The organism is Achromobacter sp. AONIH1 (assembly GCF_002902905.1).
GTDB lineage: Bacteria > Pseudomonadota > Gammaproteobacteria > Burkholderiales > Burkholderiaceae_B > Achromobacter.
In genome coordinates this window covers 1,202,187-1,222,240 of the sequence record NZ_CP026124.1, presented here as the reverse complement: position 1 = coordinate 1,222,240, position 20,054 = coordinate 1,202,187, and the positions used below count along the sequence as shown (strand labels likewise).

Genomic DNA, 20,054 nt, shown 5'->3' with positions numbered 1-20,054 from the left:
CGCCCAGGCATGAAACGTCCGCGGCGGCGCGCCACATGCGCCGCCGACCGCCCGCCGCGCGCACCAGCGCCGGGCGCGAGGGAGACGAAGCAGCCCGCAGCAGCCAAACAGGCTGTTGCGGGCTTTTTTCATGGCCGGGCCGCCCCAAGAAAAAGCGCCCCCTTCGGGGAGCAGCAGCGCGCGCAGGGCGCGCGGCGTGGGGGTATTTCATTGAGCCGGACCGTCTGAATAGACAAAGCCCCCTTGCGGGGGCTTTGCATCACGCCACGGACTCAGCCGCGCGGCCAGATATCCGCAGCGCCGATGTCCGGCGCCTGCGTGGCCAGCAAGCGTTCATGCATCCAGGCTGAGATGGCCAGCGTGCGATGGTCCGCGTGACGCGGGCCGACCACCTGCAAGCCCACCGGCAGCCCTTGCGGCCCTGTGGCGAAGGGCAGGTTCAGGCAGGGCAGGCCGAACAGCGTCCAGCCGCGCGAGAACTGCGGATCGCCCGTGCCCAGGTCGGCGAAGGGCGCCTCGCCGCTGGCGCTGGGAGTGAACAGCACGTCGTAGCGGTCGAACCACAGGTCCACCCGCGCGCGCACCTCGGCGGCGCGCGCCAGGTTGCGTTGATGTTCCTCGGCCGTGATGCGCGCGCCGGCTTCGAGCACGGACTGGATCTTGGCGCTGAGCTGCGCGGCATGCTCCAGGCGTTCGTAGGCCAGCGATTGCGAGGCCTCGTAGGCCATGATGTCGGCGTGCAGCTGCACCAGCATGCAGTCGCCGGCCGGCGGCTGCGGCACTTCCTCGACCTGGGCGCCGGCCCGCGCCAGGATGGCGGCGGCCTGCGCATAGGCTTCCTTGGTCTCGGCCTGCGCGTGACGCCATTGCAGGCTGCGGTACATGCCGATGCGCGGCTTGGCGTCGTAGTTCAGGTCCAGCATGCGCGGATCGCGCATCAGCACCGACGCGAACAGGGCGATGTCCGGCACCGAACGGGCGAAGCCGCCCACGGTGTCCAGCGATTCCGCCAGGCTCTTGACGCCGGCGCGCGGAATCGCGCCGAAAGTGGGCTTGAAGCCGACGATGCCGCAATACGAGGCCGGACGGATGATGGAGCCGGCGGTCTGCGAGCCCAGCGCGAAAGGCACCATGTCGTCGGCCACCGCCGCGGCCGAGCCGCTGGACGAACCGCCGGGCGTATGGGCCTCGTTGCGCGGATTGCGCGTGGGGCCGGCCGTGTAGGTGGCGAATTCGGTGGTGACGGTCTTGCCGACCACGACCGCGCCGGCGCCTCGGCACAGCGCCACCGCGGCGGCATCCAGGCCGGGATGATGGCGTTCGTAGATGGGCGAGCCGTAGCGCGTGGGCAGGTCGACGGTGTCGAACAGGTCTTTCACGCCGATGGGCAAGCCGTGCAGCGGACCGCGCAGCGGGCCCTTGTCGAGCTGCTCGGCATGCTCCAGCGCCGCCTGCTTCTGCAGCGCGGTCCAGGCATGGATGGTGTTTTCGCGTTGTTCGATGCGCGCGAAGCAGGCGCGCACCAATTGCACCGCGGTCAATTCGCGCCGTTGCAGCTTGCGCGCCGCGTCAAGCGCGCCAAGTCTGTTCAAGGCAATGGACATTTGCTTTCCTCGTTCCCGGTGCCGCGCCCTGCGCGGTACTGACTTACGCACCCGGTCCCCTTGACCGTGGCCCGCGTGCGCGGACCTGCCAATTCATGCGACGCGTCAATTAGGAAAACTACCGAAAAACCCCGGTGATTTTCATGACTCGCGTCATGCTCGCGCATGTTGGCTTCGTGTTGTTGCGTTGCTGCCAGCATAGCGCAAACCCGTGCAACACAAAGGTCATATTTGTCTTGTAAGATGAAATCGTTTTCAGCATATAAGCAAAACACAGAGACATGGCCGCGCGTCCGTCGCCCCGCTTTTCCATCATCGAAGTGGCCCGCAAGGCAGGCGTCTCGCCGGCGACGGTTTCGCGCGCGTTCAACCAGCCCGAGATCGTGCATCCGGACACGCTGGCCCATATCCGCAGCATCGCCAAGCGCGCGGGCTTTCGCCCCAACCGCGTGGGTCGCAGCCTGCGCTCGGGCAGCACCCGAACCATCGGCCTGATCCTGCCCACGCTGTCGAACCCGGTGTTCGCCGAATGCTTCGAGGGCGCCGAGCGGCGCGCGCGCGAATCCGGCTACAGCGTCATGCTGACCGCCACCGGCTACGACCCCGCCGTGGAATCGGCGGCCGTGCAGGGCCTGATGGACCATCAGGTCGACGGCCTGATCCTGACGGTGGCCGACGTGGCCAAGAGCGCCACGCTGGACGATCTGGACAGCGCCGGCATGCCCTACGTGCTGGTCTACAACGAGTCGGCCTCCCATCCCTATGCCTCGGTCGACAACCGCGCCGCGGCCTGCGACATGGTCACTCACCTGGCCCAGCTCGGCCACAAGCGCATCGCGCTGGTGACCGGCCCGCTGACGGCCTCCGACCGCGCGCGGCGACGCCTTGTCGGCGCGCGCGCCTGCGCCAAGAAACTAGGCCTGGACGCCGTCCAGCACATCAGCATGAGCTCGCACACCGGCAGCGACGTCGAGGCGCTCAAGGCCGCGCTGCGCGGCAAGCAGGCGCCCACCGCGCTGTTCTGCTCCAACGACTTGCTGGCCACCGCCGTCATCGCCGACCTGGTCGGGCTGGGCCTGTCGGTGCCCGCCGACATCTCGGTCTGCGGCTTCGACGGCATGCGCTTCGGCGCCTTGCTCACGCCGCCGCTGACCACGGTGGCGCAGCCCAGCGACGGCATCGGCCAGGCGGCCTGTTCCAACCTGCTGGCGCAGATCCACGGCCAGCCTGCGCAATCGAACCGCCTGCCGCACTGCATCGTGGTGGGCGGCACGGCGGCGGCGGTGCGGCGCTGAACGCGCGCGCCGCCCTCACACCCCACGGATTCTTCATGCTCATCGCACAAATCACAGACCTGCACATGCGCACGCCGGGCGACAAGGCCTACGGCATCATCGACCCCGCCGCGTTCCTCGGCCCGGCCGTGCGCGCGCTCAACGCGCTGTCGCCGCGCCCCGATTGCGTGCTCATCACCGGCGACCTGACCGACCTGGGCCGCCCGCATGAATACGCGCAGCTGCGCGCGCAGCTGCAGGCGCTGGAAATGCCGTATTTCCTGCTGCCCGGCAATCACGACGACCGCGCAGGCCTGCGCGCCGCGTTCCCCGACCACGCCTACCTGCAAGGCGAGAGCCCGTTCATCCAGTATTCGGTCGACACCTATCCGCTGCGCCTGCTGGCGCTGGACACCGTGGTGCCGATGAAGAGCCACGGCGAACTCTGCGGCGAGCGCCTGGCCTGGCTGGAGCAACAGCTGGCGCAGCAGCCGGGCCGGCCCACGCTGGTGCTGATGCACCATCCGCCGTTCCTGACCGGCATCGAGCACATGGACGCCATCGGCCTGTTGGCCGGCGCGCCCGAGCTGGAGCGCATCGTGTCGCGCCATCCCAACGTCGAGCGCGTGCTCTGCGGCCACCTGCACCGCACCATCTTCCAGCGCTTCGGCGGCACCATCGCCTCGACCTGTCCGGGCACCGCGCACCAGCTGGCGCTGGAACTGGGCCCGCGGCCGACGCTGCAATACATCATGGAACCGCCGGGCTACCAACTGCACTGGTGGAACGACGGCCGGCTGGTCACGCACCACGCGGTGATTGGGGAATACCCCGGTCCTTACCCCTTCGCCTGAGGCCGCATCCGGATTAAAAACACAGGGCTGCCATACACCCGTCATGTTTGCGCCGCACAATGAAAAGGATTTCATCAGCGGCGACAATGCGGCTCCACCACACGCAACGACCCGATAGATCTACGAGAAAGCATGTCATCCATCGTCCTGGATAAGCTGACCAAGCAATACAACGGCGCCGCCGCCATTCACGGCGTGAGTTTCACGGTTCCGGCCGGCAGCTTCACGGTGCTGCTGGGCCCGTCGGGCTGCGGCAAGTCCACCACGCTGCGCATGATCGCCGGACTGGACACGCCCACGTCCGGCACCATCCACATCGGCGACCGCGACGTCACGCAGCTGCCGCCGGCCAAGCGCCGCATCTCCATGGTGTTCCAGTCCTATGCGCTGTTCCCGCACCTGTCGGTGCGCGAGAACATCCTGTTCGGCCTGAAGGTGCGCAAGGAGCCGGCGCGCGACTACGAACGCCGCCTGCAGCGCGTGGCCGGCCTGCTGGGCCTGGGCCACCTGCTGGACCGCAAGCCGTCGCAACTGTCCGGCGGCCAGCAGCAGCGCGTGGCGCTGGGCCGCGCCGTGATTTCCGAAGCGCCGGTCTGCCTGATGGACGAACCGCTGTCCAACCTGGACGCCCAGCTGCGCCATGACATGCGCCGCGAGATCCGCGCGCTGCAGCAGGACCTGGGCATCACCATGGTGTACGTGACGCACGACCAGACCGAGGCCATGAGCATGGCCGACCAGGTGGTGCTGCTGCGCGGCGGCCAGATCGAGCAGCACGACACGCCTGACGGCCTGTACGCGCGCCCGGCAAGCGAATTCGCCGCGCGCTTCATCGGCACGCCGCCCATGAACCTGATCGGCCTGGCCGCGCTGCAAGGCGCGACCATGATCGCCGGCGCGCAGGGCCCGGCCGTGACCGGCGCGCCCGCCGGCGCGGTCAAGCTGGGCGTGCGCCCCGAACATATCCGCATCGACGGCGAGGGCCGCGAGGCCACCGTGGAAAGCGTGGAGTTCTTCGGCGCCGACTCCATCGTGGTCTGCCGCATGGGCGACACCAGCGGCGTGGCCGTGCGCGTGGGCGGGCACATGCGCGCCCGCGCCGGCGAGACGCTGCGCCTGTCCTGGCCCGACGAACAACAGCATTTCTTCGCCGCCGATTCGGCGGCCATCAACACCGCCGGGCGCTGAAGCGCCCACCTCAGGAAAGGAAACACGACATGCGACGCATCGTACTCAAGACCCTGGCCGCCAGCCTGGCCGCCGCCTGCCTGTCGCTGCCGGCGCAGGCCCAGCAGAAGCCGGTGGAAGTGGAGTTCTACTACCCGGTGGCCGTGGGCGGCCCGATCACCAAGATCGTCGACGACATGGTGACGGACTTCCAGAAGGAAAACCCCAACATCAAGATCAAGCCGATCTACGCGGGCTCGTACCAGGACTCGATCGCCAAGGCCTTGACCGCGCTGAAGGGCGGCACGCCGCCGCAGCTGGCCGTGCTGCTATCGACCGACATGTTCACGCTGATCGACGAAGACGCCATCGTACCGATCGACTCGCTGGCCAAGAGCGATGCCGACAAGAAGTGGCTGGGCGGCTTCTACGACGCCTTCATGCAGAACAGCCGCAGCGGCGGGCATACCTGGGGCGTGCCGTTCCAGCGCTCGACCATCGTGATGTACTACAACAAGGACCTGTTCAAGGCCGCCGGCCTGGATCCGGAGCGCGCGCCCGCCACCTGGGCAGAACTGGTCGAATACGGCAAGAAGCTGACCAAGCAGGACGCCTCGGGCAACACCACGCAATGGGGCATCGAGATCCCGTCGGGCGGCGCCTTCGCCTACTGGCTGTTCCAGGCCCTGACCACGCCTAACGGCGCAATCCTGATGAACGAGGCCGGCAACGAGGTCTACCTGGACAAGCCCGCCGTGGTCGAGGCCGCGCAATACTGGCGCGACCTGGCCGCCAAGCACAAGATCATGCCCAGCGGCACGATCGACTGGGGCACCACGCCCAAGGACTTCCTGGAAAAGAAAGCCGCCATGGTCTGGACCACCACCGGCAACCTGACCAACATCCGCAAGAATGCCGACTTCCCGTTCGGCGTGGCCATGATGCCGCAGCAAAAGCGCGGCGGCAGCCCGACCGGCGGCGGCAACTTCTACATCTTCAAGAGCGGCACGCCCGAGCAGCAGCAGGCCGCCCTGAAGTTCGCGCAATGGGTCACCACGCCCGAGCGCGCCGCCGACTGGAGCATCGCCACCGGCTACGTGGCCGTGACGCCCGCCGCCTGGCAGACCGAAAAGATGAAGAAGTATGCGCAGGAAGTGCCGGCCGCCGCCGTGGCGCGCGACCAGCTGGAAGTCAGCGTGGCCGAATTCTCGACCCACGAGAACCAGCGCGTGACCAAGGTGCTGAACGACGCGCTGCAGGCCGTGCTGACCGGCTCGAAGGCGCCGCAGCAGGCGCTGACGGACGCCCAGCGCGAAGCCGACCGCATACTGCGTTCCTACAAGTAATCACGTTCTAGCACGATGAGCCGCTCTTTGAATGCGCTTTACGGCTGGCTGTTACTGCTGCCAGCCGTCGTGCTGCTCGCCGCGTTCACGCACTACCCGGCGCTGGCGACGCTTTGGCACAGCTTCTACTCCACGCCCAAGGGCGCGCGTCCGGCCCGCTATGTCGGGCTGGACAACTACGCGGTCATGCGCGACGACCCGGTGTTCTGGCAATCGCTGTGGAACAACCTGTGGTTCGCGCTGGGCACTATTCCCACCTCGATCGGCATCGCGCTGATCATGGCGCTCTGGGTCAACCGCAACCTCGCGGGGCGCGGTTTCCTGCGCATGGCCTACTTCACGCCGACGGTACTGCCCATGGTGGCGGTGGCCAACATCTGGCTGTTCTTCTACACGCCGCAGTACGGCCTGATCGCCCAGGTGATGCAGCTGTTCGGCGCGCCCGGCCCCAACTGGCTGGGCGACCGCGCCACGGCGCTGCCGGCGCTGATGCTGGTCACGGTGTGGAAGGAGGCGGGCTTCTTCATGATCTTCTACCTGGCCGCGCTGCAGACGGTGTCGCCGTCGCTGCGCGAGGCGGCCATGCTGGAAGGCGCGTCGCGCTGGCAGTATTTCCGGCGCGTGCTGTGGCCGCTGCTCATGCCCACCACGCTGTTCGTGCTGATCAATGCGCTGATCAACGCCTTCCGCCTGGTCGACCACGTGGTCGTGATGACCAAGGGCGGGCCCGACAACGCCAGCACGCTGCTGCTGTACTACATCTACCAGGTGGGTTTCAGCTTCTGGGACACCGCCTACGCCGCCACGCTGACCGTGGTGCTGCTGGTGGTGCTGGCGCTGACCGCGCTGATCAAGTTCCGCTGGCTGGACCGCAGGACGCACTACCAATGAAAGACAAGCTAGACACCCTGGGCGCCTGGGCGCTGGGCCTGCTGTGGATCCTGCCGCTGGCCTACGCCATGTGGGCCGCCTTCCATCCGCCGGCCTACGCGACCCGCTTCGACCTGTTCGCGCCGCTGACGCTGGACAACTTCGTGCGCGCGTGGAATGCGGCGCCTTTCCCGCGCTACTTCCTCAACACCTTCCTGCTGGTCACGATGGTGCTGGCCGCGCAGCTGGTGCTGTCCACGCTGGCCGGCTACGCCTTCGCGCGTTTCGAGTTCCGTGGCCGCGACTTTGTCTTCATGCTGGTGCTGCTGCAGCTGATGATCATGCCGGACGTGCTGCTGGTCGAGAACTACCGCTCGATGAGCCAACTGGGCATACGCGACACGGTGTTCGCCATCGGCCTGCCGTACTTCGCCTCGGCCTTCGGCATCTTCCTCCTGCGCCAGACCTTCAAGACAGTGCCGCGCGAACTGGAAGAGGCCGCGCGCATGGAAGGCGCCAACGCGCTGCAGGTGCTGATGAAGGTCTATGTGCCGCTGGCCAAGCCGATCTACGTGGCCTACGGGCTGGTGTCGGTCAGCCACCACTGGAACAACTTCCTGTGGCCGCTGATCATCACCAACTCGGTGGAATCGCGCCCGCTGACCGTGGGACTGCAGGTGTTCTCGTCGACCGACCAGGGCATCGACTGGTCCGTCATCACGGCCGCCACGCTGATGTCCGCCGCCCCGCTGCTGATTGCGTTCCTGCTGTTCCAGCGCCAGTTCGTGCAGTCGTTCATGCGTGCGGGAATAAGGTAGGCCCACCCCGAGCGCTACGCGCTCCCCCTCAAGGGGCGCCGCTACGGACCGGCAAAGCCGGCTCCGTGCGGCCCAGATAAAGGCAGGCGCAGTGCTGCGGGTGCGTGAGCTTTAGTCTAGTTTCACGCCGGCGCGCTTGACTACCTCGGCCCACTTCGGGATGTCGCTGCGCATCAGGTCCTTCAGCGCCTCGGGCGTCGAGGATTCCAGGATCAGCCCTTCCTCGGCGAAGCGCTTTTTCATGTCGGGATTGTCCAGCGCCTTCACGAGCATGGGCTGCAGCTTGTCGATGACCGGCTGCGGCAGGCCCTGGGGCGCGACGACCGCGTACCAGGTGGTGGCGTCCAGGCCCGTCACGCCTGCCTCAGCGGCCGTGGGCACCTCGGGAATGGCTGACAGGCGCTGATTGCCGGTGATGGCCAGCGCGCGCACCTGCTTGGCGCGGTATTGCTGCAGCATCTCGGCCACCTGGGTCACGCCCATGTCCAGCTCGCCCGACACCATCGCCATGACCACGGGCGCGCTGCCCTTGTAGGGCACGTGCACCATCGCGCCCTTGGTGTTGACGTTGAGCAGCTCGCCCGTCAGGTGCGTGATGCTGCCTGCGCCCGACGAGCCATAGTCCAGCGCGCCGGGCTGCGCCGTGGCGGCGGCGATCAGTTCTTTCAGGTTGTTGGCCTTGACGCCCGGGTTCACGGCGAAGACCAGCGGGCTGCGGCCCACCAGCGTAAGCGGCGTGAAGTCCTTCAGCGGATCATAGGTGAGCTTGGTGTACAGGCTGGGCGCGGTCGCCAGCGTGGAGACGTTGCCCAGCAGCAGCGTGTAGCCGTCGGGCGCGGCCTTGGCCACCGACGCCGTGCCGATGGTGCCGCCCGCGCCGGCGCGGTTCTCGACCACCACGGTGGCCCCATGGGCTTCGCTCAGGCTCTTGGCCAGCGCGCGCGCCAGCGTGTCGGCCGCGCCGCCTGGCGGGAAGGGCGTGACCAACCGGATGGGCTTGTCGGGGTAGCCCTGCTGGGCAAGCGCGGCGGAAGGCGCGACGGTGGCGAGCGCCAGAATGCCGGCAAACAACCCGAGCTTGCTTTGGACCCACAGGTTCATGCTTTTCTCCTCGTTGTGATGATTCGTCTTGCCTATGCTTTCGATGCCTCGCGTCGACCCGCTTGCTGCGCCGAGTCGATGCGCTCGATGTTCCGCGCCCTTGCCTGCCGCGCGCGCCCCTAGCGCGGCGGATGCGTGGCCAGCCAGTGGCGTGCGATGTCGGCGCGGCCGCAGACCCATACGCCGGACTGGCGCGCCACATGATCCAGAAAACGTTCCAGGCCCGCCGCGCGGCCGGGATGACCCACCAGCCGCAGATGCAGGCCCACCGACATCATGCGGGGCCGCTGCGCGCCTTCGCGGTACAGCATGTCGAACGCGTCCTTCAGGTATTCAAAGAAATCCTGGCCCGTGGCCATGCCGCCGCGAATGAACTTGGCGTCGTTGTTGGCCAGGCCATAGGGCAGCACCAGATGCGGGCGGCCATGCACCTGCACGTAGTAGGGCAGCTCGTCGTTGTAGGCGTCGGAGTCGTACAGGAAGCCGCCTTCCTCGGCCACCAGCCTGCGCGTGTTGACGCTGGGACCGTAGCGGCAATACCAGCCCAACGGACGCGCGCCGACCGAGGCCTCGATCGAGGCGACGGTGCGGCGGATGCGCTCGCGCTCTTCGGCCTCGGTCAGCGTCTGGTGGCGCTCCCAGCGCCAGCCGTGCGCGCACACGTCCCAGCCGGCGTCGCGGATGGCGGCGCAGACCTGCGGGTTGCGTTCCAGCGCCAGCCCGCAACCGAAGATGGTGGCCGGCATGCCGCGCGCTTGCAGCAGCCGCGCGACGCGCCAGAAGCCGACGCGGCTGCCGTACTCGAACATGGATTCGGCCGCCAGGTCGCGGCCGGCGAAGCCGCCGCCCCCGCCTTCGGTCAGCGCCGATTCCGAGGCCTCGTCGCCGTCCGGCACGGACAGCTCGCCGCCTTCTTCGTAGTTGACGCAGAGGTTCAGCGCGATGCGGGCGTCGCCGGGCCATCGCGCGTGGGGCAGGTCGGATCCGTAGCCGACGAAGTCGCGCCGCAGGTGGGGATGATCAGGTTGCATGAGCGTGAGCGAGTCCTTGAGCAGATCTTGAGATGACGGGATCAACGCGCAGGGCGGGATGCGGGCAGGGTGCAGTCGATGGCGATGGAGACGCTGTTCGGCACCTTCCAGAACACATCGTCGTCGCCGGCGCCGGTCAAGGTCATGGTCACGGCGAACTGGGCCGGCGCGCGCAGCGCCGACAGGCCCTGGTGCCAGACGCCAGTCCGATAGCACACGCCCTGGCTGCCGCTGGCGACGAAGGCGCGCAGCCGTTCCAGGTCCGGCTCGCCCTGCGCGTCGTCCGGCGCCACGACGACGAGATAGGGGGTGTTGTCCAGCGGGATGAAGGTCTGCGAGGAATACGGATGACGTTCCAGCAGCAGCACCGGGCAGGGCTGGGGTATGGCGCCATCCACCCGGCTGACCCAGATGGCCGTGCGCGCGGCCGGCGCCGAGTGCGCGTAGGGCAGGGCCAGATGCCTGCGGCGTTCATTGCCGGCATGCTCCACCACTTCGCCGAATTCGGCGAAGGCCTGCGATGTCAGCGGTTCGGCGACGATGCAACGCGCCAGGCGCGCGGCGTCAGTCTTCATGCGGCAGATACCCCAGCGTGCGCGCGAACGCACGCCGCACGGCGCCCAGGTGCGCCGTCATGGTCGCGCGCGCCCGTTCGGCGTCGCCGGCCTGCAGCGCCAGCACGATGGCCAGGTGCTCGGCCCGCGCCTGCACCGCGCGCTGCGACAGGCGCTCGACGTTGCACAGGCGCGCGCGCCGGCGCGCGTCGGCGATCATGGCGGCCATGGACTTGTTGCCGCAATAGGCGGCCACCAGCTCGTGCACCTCGTTGTCGGCGGTCCAGGTGGACTCGCCCCCGGCCGCGCTGTGGCGCATCACGTCTTCCAGCCGCGCCTTGACCGCCGCCAGCTTGTCGCCGGGAATCCGGCCGGCCGCCATGGCGGCGGCCTGGCCTTCCAGCAGCTGGCGGATCTGCAGCAGCTCCAGCAATTCGGTCACGCCGAAGGCATGGACCACCACGGAGCCATTGGACAGGCGCTTGAGGATGCCTTCGCCCAGCAGCCGGTTCAGCGCGGCCCGCATGGGCGTGCGCGACACGTTCAGTTCTTCGGCCAGGCGGCGCTCTTCCAGCACTTCGCCCGGGCCGATCTGGCGCGCCGCGATGCGGTCGAGCAGGGCCTGGTAGGTGCGTTCGGACACGCTCAACGCCGGGCCGTCGCAGCCGGCGACGTCCGTGTCGAGGGAAGGATCGGTCAGTTCGATGTTCATGTTCCCATTGGAATCCTGCTGGGATCCCACCTGAATTCCAACTGACTATAGCCTGAAGCCAAGGGGGTGCCGCCTGGGAAATACCCTAGCTGGGAAAGGCAGCGCGTGACGCCGTCGCCCGAGGCACGACCGGGCCACGCGGCATGCGGAAAGGAAACGTCAGATGCGGGCGATGCCCGGGCGGGTCGGCGGGCGCCAGGCCCGGCCGGAAAATCATGTTGCGGCGGGGCCTGCCCCGCCGCGTCACGAACGTCCGCCCCGTTGCGGGGCGGACAGGCGGATCAGTAACCGACCGTCAGGCCGGGCAGGTCCACGGTGATGCGCGGGCGCTCCAGCGCCAGGGCCAGGTGTTCGGCGAACTCGCGCGCTTCCTTCTCGTCGGTGGAGAGCACGTCATAGCCCAGCGCGTCGGCCACGCCCAGCACCTTGTCCAGCAGCAGGACCTTGCCGCTGGGACGCAGCGGCTCGCAGCCCAGGGTTTCCCAGGCGCTGTCGAACCAGTCGCGCGCGTCGCTCTGGCGCTGCGGCGAAGGCTCGACGGTGGCATTCAGGTCCAGCGAGCGCCGGGTGTCGAAAACGATGGTGATGTCGCTGCGCATGGGGCAGGTTCCTTGATGTGGCGTCAGCCGGCAAGCGTAGGCAAAATTCGCCGGACAGATTGTCCGTCCGGCGACATTGCTACCAGCCGCGCGACACTTCCCAGGTGACTTCGGCGCCGGCGGCCTGCGACTGGCGCATCATGTCCAGCAGCGGAAAGGCGCGTTCCTTCAGGCCCACGGCGCGCGCCATCGGCGCCACCGGCTGCTTGTCGTCGTCCTCGTCGTCATCATGGCCGCTCTTCTGGTAGTCGGCGATGGCGCGCTCGATGCCCTGGATGGCCGGGCCGAGCTGGTCCGCGGTGAACACGCCGCGTTCCGGAATCTTGTCCCCGAAGGACTTGCCCGCGGCCTGCAGCAGCGCGCCGGCGTGGTCGGTCAACATCAGCACTTCGGCCACGACCTTGGAATGAAAAGTGATCAGCATATTCCTGTCTCCGGGATAGGGTGGGACTCCATAACACTACCGCAACCCCGCCCCGGATGCCACCGGCCATCCGGAGCCTGGCCTAGCGCCTTGATTTCATTGGCGCTTTGAACGCGCCGCCAGAAACGCCGCGGCATGCCTGCACAGGCCGGCCCGCCCCCGGCAAGCGACGGTCCGGCCGCCAAATCAACTATGATTCAGGGGATTCCCGTGACAGCAGGACCTGCGGCAGCCACGAATCCGGCGCCGACGCGCCGCGCATCCCTGGACGCCCCCGGCCCGCCCGGCCCGGCCGCCTGCGCCACTCCTACCGAACTACTCCGGACGCCCATGCTCCTCGAGCAACAGAAACAACTCATTTCCCTGATCCAGGCCGCCGTCGCGCAAAGCCTGCCCGACGCCCAGCCCAACGTGCTGCTGGAGCGCCCCAAGGTCGCCGCCCACGGCGACGTCGCCACCAATGTGGCCATGCAGCTGGCCAAGCCGGCCAAGCGCAATCCGCGCGAGCTGGCCCAGGCCATCGTCGACGCGCTGATGGCGCAGCCCGACGCCCGCGCCCTGGTCGAGAGCGCCGAGATCGCCGGCCCCGGCTTCATCAACCTGCGCGTCACCCCCGCCGCGCGCCAGGCCGTCATCGCGACGGTGGCCGAGCAGGGCGCCTCCTATGGCCGCGCGCCGCGCACGGGCGAGAAGATCCTGGTCGAGTTCGTGTCCGCCAACCCCACCGGCCCGCTGCACGTGGGCCATGCCCGCCAGGCCGCGCTGGGCGACGCCCTCTGCCGCCTGTACGACGCCAGCGGCTGGGACGTGACCCGCGAGTTCTATTACAACGACGCCGGCAACCAGATCGAGAACCTGGCCATCAGCGTGCAGGCCCGCGCCCGCGGCCTGACGCCGGATTCGCCCGAATGGCCCGCCGACGGCTACAAGGGCGACTACATCAGCGACATCGCCCGCGACTTCCAGGCCGGCAAGACGCTGCAGGCCTCCGACGGCGCGCCGGTCACCGCCAGCGGCGACATCGCCAACCTGGACGATATCCGCGCCTTCGCCGTGGCCTACCTGCGCCGCGAACAGGACCTGGACCTGCAGGCCTTCGGCCTGGCGTTCGACAACTACTACCTGGAAAGCTCGCTCTACACCTCCGGCCGCGTCGAGGCCACGGTGAAGGCGCTGATCGCCGGCGGCCACACCTACGAAGACGGCGGCGCGCTGTGGTTGCGCACCACCGAACTGGGCACCGGCGACGACAAAGACCGCGTCATGCGCAAGAGCGAGGGCGGCTACACCTACTTCGTGCCCGACGTGGCCTATCACAAGGCCAAGTGGGAACGCGGTTTCCACCGCGCCGTGAACATCCAGGGCAGCGACCACCATGGCACCGTGGCGCGCGTGCGCGCCGGCCTGCAGGCGCTGGGAGAGGGCATCCCGAAGGACTACCCGTCCTACGTGCTGCACAAGATGGTCAAGGTCATGCGCGGCGGCGAAGAGGTCAAGATCTCCAAGCGCGCCGGCAGCTACGTCACCATGCGCGACCTGATCGACTGGGTCGGCCGCGACGCGGTGCGCTACTTCCTGATCCAGCGCCGCGCCGACACCGAGTTCGTGTTCGACGTGGACCTGGCGTTGTCCAAGAGCGACGAGAACCCCGTCTACTACATCCAGTACGCGCACGCCCGCATCTGCTCGGTGATCGCCAACGCCGGCATGCCGGCCGACGACGTGGCCCGCGCCGACGCCGCGCTGCTGACCGCGCCCACCGAATTCGCGCTGATGCAGCGCCTGGCCGAGTTCCCGCAAGTGGTGGCCCTGGCCGCCCAGGATCTGTCGCCGCACCACATCGCCTTCTGGCTGCGCGATTGCGCGTCCGACTTCCACGCCTGGTACAACGCCGAGCGCGTGCTGGTCGACGACACCGCCCTGAAGCTGGCGCGCCTGCGCCTGGCCGCCACCACCCGCCAGGTGCTGGCCAACGGCCTGGAGCTGATGGGCGTGTCGGCGCCGGAGCGGATGTAACATCGGCACATGGCGACCAAGCGCAAATCCTCCGGCCGGTCGGGCGAAAGCGGCAGCACCCTGTACGGGGCGCTTGCCGGCCTGCTGATCGGCCTCATCGTCGCCGCGGTGGTGGCGTTCTACGTGACCAAGGCGCCGGTGCCCTTCGTGGACCGCGCCAGCCGCGACGCCGGCAAGCTGCCAGACCCGCGCCAGGCGCCGGATCCCAACGCCGGCCTGTACGGACGCGACGGCGCGGCGGGCACGCCGCCCAGCGGACCCACCGCGACCACGCCGGCGCCGCTGCCCGGCACCGGCACGGCCGGCGCCGATACGCCGCCGTCCAAGTCCGACGACCTGGGCGCGCTGATCGCCACGTTGCCGACCTCCAACAACAAGCCGGCCGCCGCGGCCGTGGCGCCAACTCCCGCCGCGCCCAATCCGCTGCCCACGCCGATCGCCAAGGTCGCGCCGACGCCAGCCCCGGCGCCCAAGGCCAGCGCGCCGGCGGCATCGGCGTCCGCCTCGGCATCGGCCAACGGCTCCTACTATCTGCAGGCCGGCGCCTTCCGCAGCGCCGACGACGCCGAATCGCTCAAGGCCCGCATCATCCTGCTGGGCCTGCCGGTGTCGGTGCAGAAGGCCGAAGTCAACGGCAAGGCGCTGAACCGCGTCCGCGTGGGGCCGTATGCCCGCCTGGACGACATGAACCGGGCGCGCGGGCGCCTGGGCGAGAACAAGATCGAAACCGCGGTGGTGCGGCAGTGAATGGCCGCATTGAACTAATCCGGCCTTGGGCCTGTCTGTAACGTTTTCTCCAGGAACCTCATACCCATGCTGTCCCAAAAGCTCATCCGCCTTATGGCCGCCGCCGCCCTCACCGCGACGGCCTTCCTCAGCCCGGCGAGCCACGCCCAGGGCGGCGCCCAGCAATACCAGGCGATCAACCCGCCGCTGCCGTCGGACACCCCGGGCAAGATCGAAGTGCTGGAATTCTTCGCCTACACCTGCCCGCACTGCGCCGCCATGGAACCGCTGGTCGAAGACTGGGCCAAGACCGCCCCGCCCGACGTGGTGCTCAAGCAGGTGCCGATCGCCTTCAACGCCGGCATGAAGCCGCTGCAACAGCTGTACTTCACGCTGATCGCGCTGGAGCGCCCCGACCTGCACGCCAAGGTCTTCACCGCCATCCATGGCGAGCACAAGCGCCTGATCGACAAGAAGGCCATGGGCGAATGGGCCGCCGCGCAAGGCGTGGACCGCGCCAAGTTCGATTCCGTGTTCGATTCGTTCAGCGTCCAGACCCAGGTGCAGCGCGCCAACCAGCTGGCCGACGCCTATCGCATCGAAGGCACGCCGTCCTTCGCCGTGGGCGGCAAGTTCATGACCTCGCCGGTCATGGCTGGCAACAGCTACGAAGGCGCGCTGAAGGAAGTGACGCGCCTGATCCCGATGGCCCGCGGCAACTGAGCGCCAGGCTGCGCCCGACAGGGCGCGGGAAAACAAAATGCCCCCGGGATTCCCGGGGGCTAATGAGATGGTCAGCCCGATCCCCACGAAGCGGTACGCTGAGTGGGGATTGTTCTTTTTGGGAGACCTCTCATGAGCACCGTCACGCTGATTGGCATCGATCTGGGCAAACACAGCTTCCATCTGCATGGGCAGGACGCGGCCGGCAGGATGATGTTTCGCAAGAAGTGCTCGCGCCAGGATCTGTTCAAGTTACTGGGCAACACACCGCGCAGCACAGTGGTGATGGAGGCCTGCGCCGGCGCGCACTGGATGGCGCGCCGCATCGAAGAACTGGGCCACCAGGCCAAGCTCATTTCCCCCCAGTTCGTGCGCCCCTTCGTACAGGGCAACAAGAATGACTTCGCCGATGCCCAGGCGATCTGCGAGGCGGCCTCGCGCCCGAGCATGCGGTTCGTGAGCGTGCGCAATCAGGCTCAGCAGACCGTCTCTGCCCTGCATCGGGTGCGTGAATCACTGGTCGCTCAGCGCACGGGCGTGATCAACCAGGTGCACGCCTTTTTGCTGGAGTTTGGCATCAGCCTGCCTCGTGGTCAGGCGATCCTGCGACGCTTGCCAGCGGTTCTGGCCGAACACGCGCTGCCGCCCCAACTAGGCGCGCTGCTGGAGCGGCTGCGATCGCACTTTCAGTATCTGGATGAGCAGGTAGGCCAGATTGAGCGTGAGCTGTGTCTACAGCTGCGCGAGGATGAACGCAGCCAGCGGCTGCTTCAGATCCCCGGCATCGGGCCAATCACTGCTAGCGTGCTGATGACTGAGCTGGGCGATGCGCGGCAATTTGGTTCGGCGCGCCAGTTCGCCGCTTCGGTAGGCTTGGTGCCTCGCCAGTACAGCACGGGCGGCAAACCCACGCTCCTGGGCATCAGCAAACGGGGCGACAAGAACCTTAGACGATTGTTGGTACAGGGCGCTCGCGCGATCATGCGACACGTGGAGCGACGAACCGACCGGCTAGGCGCCTGGGTGCGCGAGCTGCAGGCCCGACGTCACTCGAACGTGGTCGCTTGTGCGCTGGCCAATAAATTGGCGAGGATCGCCTGGGCCATCCTCGCCAATGGAACGAACTACCGAAGTGAGCAGACTGTAGCGCCAGCCTGACCTTCATCACCGTTTTACGTAGTCACTTCCTGGTTTTGCGACGCGAGTACGTGAAGACATAAACGGCTCAACGGCCTGGCAAGAAACCTGACATGAAATCCAGCACCGCGATGCTGAGGGGCTTTTTAGGTTTGCCGGGCGCGACTCTCATCATGGAGCGGGGGGCCTAGCCCCAACTGACTCCGAATAGATTTGAGCAAGCCCAATTTACGCCTACACCGCCTCGCTTGCAAAAATCGGGCTGACCATAGATTTTCATGGGCGCCGTTCACACGCGCCCGATTTCAGACCGGTCCTATTTCGCCTGATCCAGCGCCTGCGCCAGATCCGCGATCACGTCCTCGGTCGATTCCAGGCCGATGTGCAGCCGCACCAGCGCGTTCTGGCCCTCGCCCCAATACCGGTGCTTGGACAGGTCCTTGGGCGAGACCAGCTGCACCAGGCTCTCGTAGCCGCCCCAGGAAAAGCCGATGCCGAACAGCGTCAGCGCGTCGACGAACTTGCGCGCGTTCTCGGGCGACAGGCGCAGCTCCACCGACAGCATGCCGTTCGAGCCGGTGCAGTCGCGCTGCCACAGCGCATGGCCGGGATCCTCGGGCCAGGCGGGATGGAACAGGCGCACGGTCTCGGGCCGGCTCTTGAAGAATTCGCAGACCTGCAAGGCGTTGCGCGCATGCTGGGCCATGCGGATCGGCATGGTACGCACGCCGCGCAGCGCCAGCCAGGCGTCGTCGGCGCTGATGGAATAGCCCATCGCGTACTGCGTGCGGTTGAGCTTGCGCGCGATATCTTCATCGTTGGTCACCACCGCGCCCAGCATCAGGTCGGAGTGGCCGCCCACGTACTTGGTGCCGGCGATCACCGACACCTGCGCGCCCAGCGTCAGCGGACGATAGATATAGCCCGAGCCCCAGGTGTTGTCGGTGGCCAGCACCAGGCCGTGGCGCTGCGCGAAGGCCGCCATCGCGCCCATGTCCAGCATCTCGAACAGCAGCGAGCCCGGCGATTCCACGTACAGCAGGCGCGTGTTCGGACGCACCAGCTCGTCCAGCGCGTCGTCGGCCGAGAAGTACGTGATGTCGATGTTCAGGCGCTTGAGCACGGCGTCGTCCAGCTCGCGCATCGGGCCGTACACGCAGTCCGAGATCAGCGCGTGATCGCCGGCCGAGCACAGCGCCAGCATCACCATCGTCATGGCAGACAGGCCCGACGAGGCCAGGTAGCAATGCGTGCCGCCTTCCAGCTGCGCGAAGACCTCTTCCAGCGCGGCATGCGTGTCCATGCCCATGCGGCCGTAGGTCGTAGCGCGCTGGCCGGCGGCCTTGGTGCGCTGCGCGTTCTCCAACGCGGCCAGGTTCTGGAAGCGCACGGTGCTGGCGCGCATGGCCGGCAGCGGCACCGGCGCGGTGCCGGTGGCGGGGTTGAACGGGGCCGTGCCGGCATGCTGCAGGACGGTGTCGATGTGCGGATGGGGCGTCTTCAAGGCAGGCTCGCGTAGTTCGATGTTCGGAAAGCGACAGTCGGAAAATAGTACCGCGCGGGCGTGCCGCGCGGTGTTCAGCGCGATGGTCAGCGCGACAGCCAGGTCACCGCTTCATCCAACGTGGCGCGGCTGGTGCGATAGCTGTTGGCCGGATGGGCCGTGTCTTCATAACCAAAGGAAATGCCGCAGACCACGCGGCGCGCCGGATCGATGTCCAGCGTCTCGCGCAGCACCTCGGGATACATGGCCAGGGACGCCTGCGGCACCGCGGCCACGCCGTTGGCCTGCGCCGCCAGCAGGAAGGTGGCCACATAGCCGCCGCAGTCGATGGCGCCGTACTCGCCCAGCGCGGCATCGGTGCTGATCACCGCCACGTGCGGCGCGTCGAACAGCTGGAAGTTGCGCAGCTCCTGGCGGCGGTAGCCTTCGCGGTCGCCGCGCGCCACGCCCACGGCGCCATAGAGCTGGAAACCGGCCTCGCGGCGGCGCGCCAGATAGGCGTCGCGGTACTCGGCGGGGAAGGGGAAGTCCGGCGTGAAGCCGGGCTGTTCGGCGCGCGCCAGCAGCGCCTGCCGCAACCGCTCGGTGGCTGCGCCCTCGGTCACCGCCACCTGCCAGGGCTGACAGTTGCACCAGGACGCGGTGCGCTGCGCCAGCGCCAGGATGCGCTCGATGACGGCGCGCGGCACCGGCTCGGGCAGGAAGGCGCGGCAGCTGTGGCGCTCGCGCAGCCAGGTTTCCAGCGGCTGATCGCCGGCAATAGGGCTTTCGGTGGACACGGTGTCTCCTGTCTGATGTTCGTCTTGCGCGCCGGCGGTCCTCCGCGCTTATGGTTCGCGGTTCGTGGCCCTGGCGGCGCGCCGGAATGCCGGCGCGCCGTCTCGCGGTTTGCCCGTATCATGCCACTTCCGGCCGATGACGGCCGGCAACACCCTGCCGCCGGAACTCCCATGCTGCCCCTGGACAACCTGATCGCCTTCTTCGGCATCGCCGTGCTGCTGGCCCTGACGCCGGGGCCGGACAATCTTTTCGTGCTGATGCAATCGGCCATCTGGGGCCGCAAGGCCGGCATGTTCGTGGTGCTGGGGCTGGCCACGGGCATCCTGGGCCATACGATGGCGGTGGCGATCGGACTGGCGGCGGTGTTCGCCGCCTCGCCCATGGCCTTCACCGCGCTCAAGCTGGCGGGCGCGGCCTACCTGCTGTATCTGGCCTGGCAGATCCTGCGCGCGCCGGTCGGCCCGGAACAAGGCCAGCGGCCCGAGCCGCAGAAGCCGGCCGCGCTGTACCGCCGCGGCATCATCATGAACCTGACCAATCCGAAGGTGCTGCTGTTCTTCTTCGCCTTCCTGCCGCAGTTCACCTCGCCCGCGCTGGGCCCCATCGGCCCGCAGACGGTGCAGCTGGGCGCGGTGTTCATGCTGGCCACGCTGCTGGTGTTCGGCGCCATCGCCTTCTTCTCGGGCGCGTTCGGCGAGCTGCTGCAGCGCTCGGTGACGGCGCGGCGCTGGCTGAACCGGATCGCGGCGCTGGTGTTCGTGGGACTGGCGCTGCGGCTGGCGACGGCGTCGCGCTGAGGCGCGACGCGTCCACG

20 protein-coding genes are annotated in these 20,054 nt (G+C 68.0%); 11 read left to right on the top strand and 9 right to left on the bottom strand.

Going from position 1 to position 20,054, the window contains the following annotated elements; genetic code table 11:
* Window positions 1–272: 272 nt before the first annotated feature.
* Window positions 273–1,604: an amidase gene (locus C2U31_RS05650; RefSeq protein ID WP_103271943.1), complete on the bottom strand. Its 1,332-nt coding sequence runs from the start codon at window positions 1,602–1,604 to the stop codon at window positions 273–275.
* Window positions 1,605–1,885: 281 nt separating this feature from the next.
* Between C2U31_RS05650 and C2U31_RS05645 the strand changes: the two genes are divergently transcribed.
* The 6 genes from C2U31_RS05645 to C2U31_RS05620 all read left to right on the top strand — a co-directional run bounded on the left by C2U31_RS05645 (window position 1,886) and on the right by C2U31_RS05620 (window position 7,933).
* Window positions 1,886–2,899 (top strand): LacI family DNA-binding transcriptional regulator, encoded by a 1,014-nt coding sequence (locus tag C2U31_RS05645; RefSeq protein ID WP_103271942.1) that lies wholly within the window; start codon window positions 1,886–1,888, stop codon window positions 2,897–2,899.
* Window positions 2,900–2,934: 35 nt separating this feature from the next.
* Entirely contained in the window at window positions 2,935–3,732 is a 798-nt protein-coding gene (locus C2U31_RS05640) for a phosphodiesterase (RefSeq protein WP_103271941.1), read from the top strand.
* Window positions 3,733–3,864: 132 nt separating this feature from the next.
* A complete protein-coding gene (locus C2U31_RS05635; RefSeq protein WP_103271940.1) occupies window positions 3,865–4,920 on the top strand; it encodes an ABC transporter ATP-binding protein in 1,056 nt (351 codons plus the stop codon).
* A gap of 29 nt (window positions 4,921–4,949) precedes the next feature.
* A complete protein-coding gene (locus C2U31_RS05630) occupies window positions 4,950–6,245 on the top strand; it encodes an ABC transporter substrate-binding protein (RefSeq protein ID WP_103271939.1) in 1,296 nt (431 codons plus the stop codon).
* A gap of 15 nt (window positions 6,246–6,260) precedes the next feature.
* Entirely contained in the window at window positions 6,261–7,136 is an 876-nt protein-coding gene (locus C2U31_RS05625) for a carbohydrate ABC transporter permease (protein ID WP_103271938.1), read from the top strand.
* Window positions 7,133–7,933 carry a carbohydrate ABC transporter permease gene (locus tag C2U31_RS05620; protein WP_103271937.1) on the top strand — a complete coding sequence of 267 codons (801 nt, stop codon included), beginning with the start codon at window positions 7,133–7,135 and terminating at the stop codon, window positions 7,931–7,933. Before C2U31_RS05625 ends, C2U31_RS05620 begins: the two co-directional genes overlap by 4 nt.
* A 111-nt stretch (window positions 7,934–8,044) precedes the next feature.
* Here C2U31_RS05620 and C2U31_RS05615 read toward each other — a convergent pair whose 3' ends face one another.
* From C2U31_RS05615 to C2U31_RS05590, 6 genes are all read right to left on the bottom strand, one after another.
* Complete coding sequence (locus C2U31_RS05615) at window positions 8,045–9,034, bottom strand: tripartite tricarboxylate transporter substrate binding protein (RefSeq protein ID WP_103271936.1); 990 nt, start codon at window positions 9,032–9,034, stop codon at window positions 8,045–8,047.
* A 119-nt stretch (window positions 9,035–9,153) separates the two neighbouring features.
* A complete protein-coding gene (locus C2U31_RS05610) occupies window positions 9,154–10,065 on the bottom strand; it encodes an allantoinase PuuE (RefSeq protein ID WP_103271935.1) in 912 nt (303 codons plus the stop codon).
* A gap of 41 nt (window positions 10,066–10,106) precedes the next feature.
* On the bottom strand, window positions 10,107–10,640 hold the full coding sequence (locus C2U31_RS05605; RefSeq protein WP_103271934.1) for an ureidoglycolate lyase: 534 nt from the start codon (window positions 10,638–10,640) through the stop codon (window positions 10,107–10,109).
* The gene (locus tag C2U31_RS05600; RefSeq protein ID WP_233772657.1) at window positions 10,630–11,331 is read right to left on the bottom strand and encodes a GntR family transcriptional regulator; all 702 of its coding nucleotides are present in this window, start codon (window positions 11,329–11,331) and stop codon (window positions 10,630–10,632) included. The genes C2U31_RS05605 and C2U31_RS05600 overlap by 11 nt, the downstream gene beginning before the upstream one ends.
* A 281-nt stretch (window positions 11,332–11,612) precedes the next feature.
* A complete protein-coding gene (locus tag C2U31_RS05595) occupies window positions 11,613–11,930 on the bottom strand; it encodes a hypothetical protein (protein WP_103271933.1) in 318 nt (105 codons plus the stop codon).
* 79 nt (window positions 11,931–12,009) lie between these two features.
* Entirely contained in the window at window positions 12,010–12,354 is a 345-nt protein-coding gene (locus C2U31_RS05590) for a DUF1840 domain-containing protein (protein ID WP_103271932.1), read from the bottom strand.
* Window positions 12,355–12,684: 330 nt separating this feature from the next.
* Here C2U31_RS05590 and argS point away from each other — a divergent pair, with 330 nt between their 5' ends.
* The 4 genes from argS (at window position 12,685) to C2U31_RS05570 (ending at window position 16,977) form a co-directional block, all read left to right on the top strand.
* The gene (gene argS, locus C2U31_RS05585; RefSeq protein WP_103271931.1) at window positions 12,685–14,370 is read left to right on the top strand and encodes an arginine--tRNA ligase; all 1,686 of its coding nucleotides are present in this window, start codon (window positions 12,685–12,687) and stop codon (window positions 14,368–14,370) included.
* A 9-nt stretch (window positions 14,371–14,379) separates the two neighbouring features.
* A complete protein-coding gene (locus C2U31_RS05580; RefSeq protein ID WP_103271930.1) occupies window positions 14,380–15,117 on the top strand; it encodes an SPOR domain-containing protein in 738 nt (245 codons plus the stop codon).
* A 66-nt stretch (window positions 15,118–15,183) separates the two neighbouring features.
* Window positions 15,184–15,819, top strand: coding sequence for a thiol:disulfide interchange protein DsbA/DsbL (locus C2U31_RS05575; protein ID WP_103271929.1), 636 nt, complete (start codon window positions 15,184–15,186; stop codon window positions 15,817–15,819).
* Window positions 15,820–15,951: 132 nt separating this feature from the next.
* Entirely contained in the window at window positions 15,952–16,977 is a 1,026-nt protein-coding gene (locus C2U31_RS05570) for an IS110 family transposase (RefSeq protein ID WP_103271115.1), read from the top strand.
* A gap of 295 nt (window positions 16,978–17,272) precedes the next feature.
* On the opposite strand, the gene metC is transcribed toward C2U31_RS05570, so the two are convergent.
* Both metC and C2U31_RS05560 read right to left on the bottom strand, forming a co-directional pair.
* Entirely contained in the window at window positions 17,273–18,460 is a 1,188-nt protein-coding gene (gene metC / locus C2U31_RS05565; RefSeq protein WP_103271928.1) for a cystathionine beta-lyase, read from the bottom strand.
* Between the two features lie 86 nt (window positions 18,461–18,546).
* Window positions 18,547–19,239, bottom strand: a complete 693-nt coding sequence (locus tag C2U31_RS05560; RefSeq protein ID WP_103271927.1) for a nitroreductase — start codon at window positions 19,237–19,239, stop codon at window positions 18,547–18,549.
* A 171-nt stretch (window positions 19,240–19,410) separates the two neighbouring features.
* Between C2U31_RS05560 and C2U31_RS05555 the strand changes: the two genes are divergently transcribed.
* Window positions 19,411–20,037, top strand: coding sequence for a LysE family translocator (locus tag C2U31_RS05555; RefSeq protein ID WP_103271926.1), 627 nt, complete (start codon window positions 19,411–19,413; stop codon window positions 20,035–20,037).
* The last annotated feature ends 17 nt before the right edge of the window (window positions 20,038–20,054 follow it).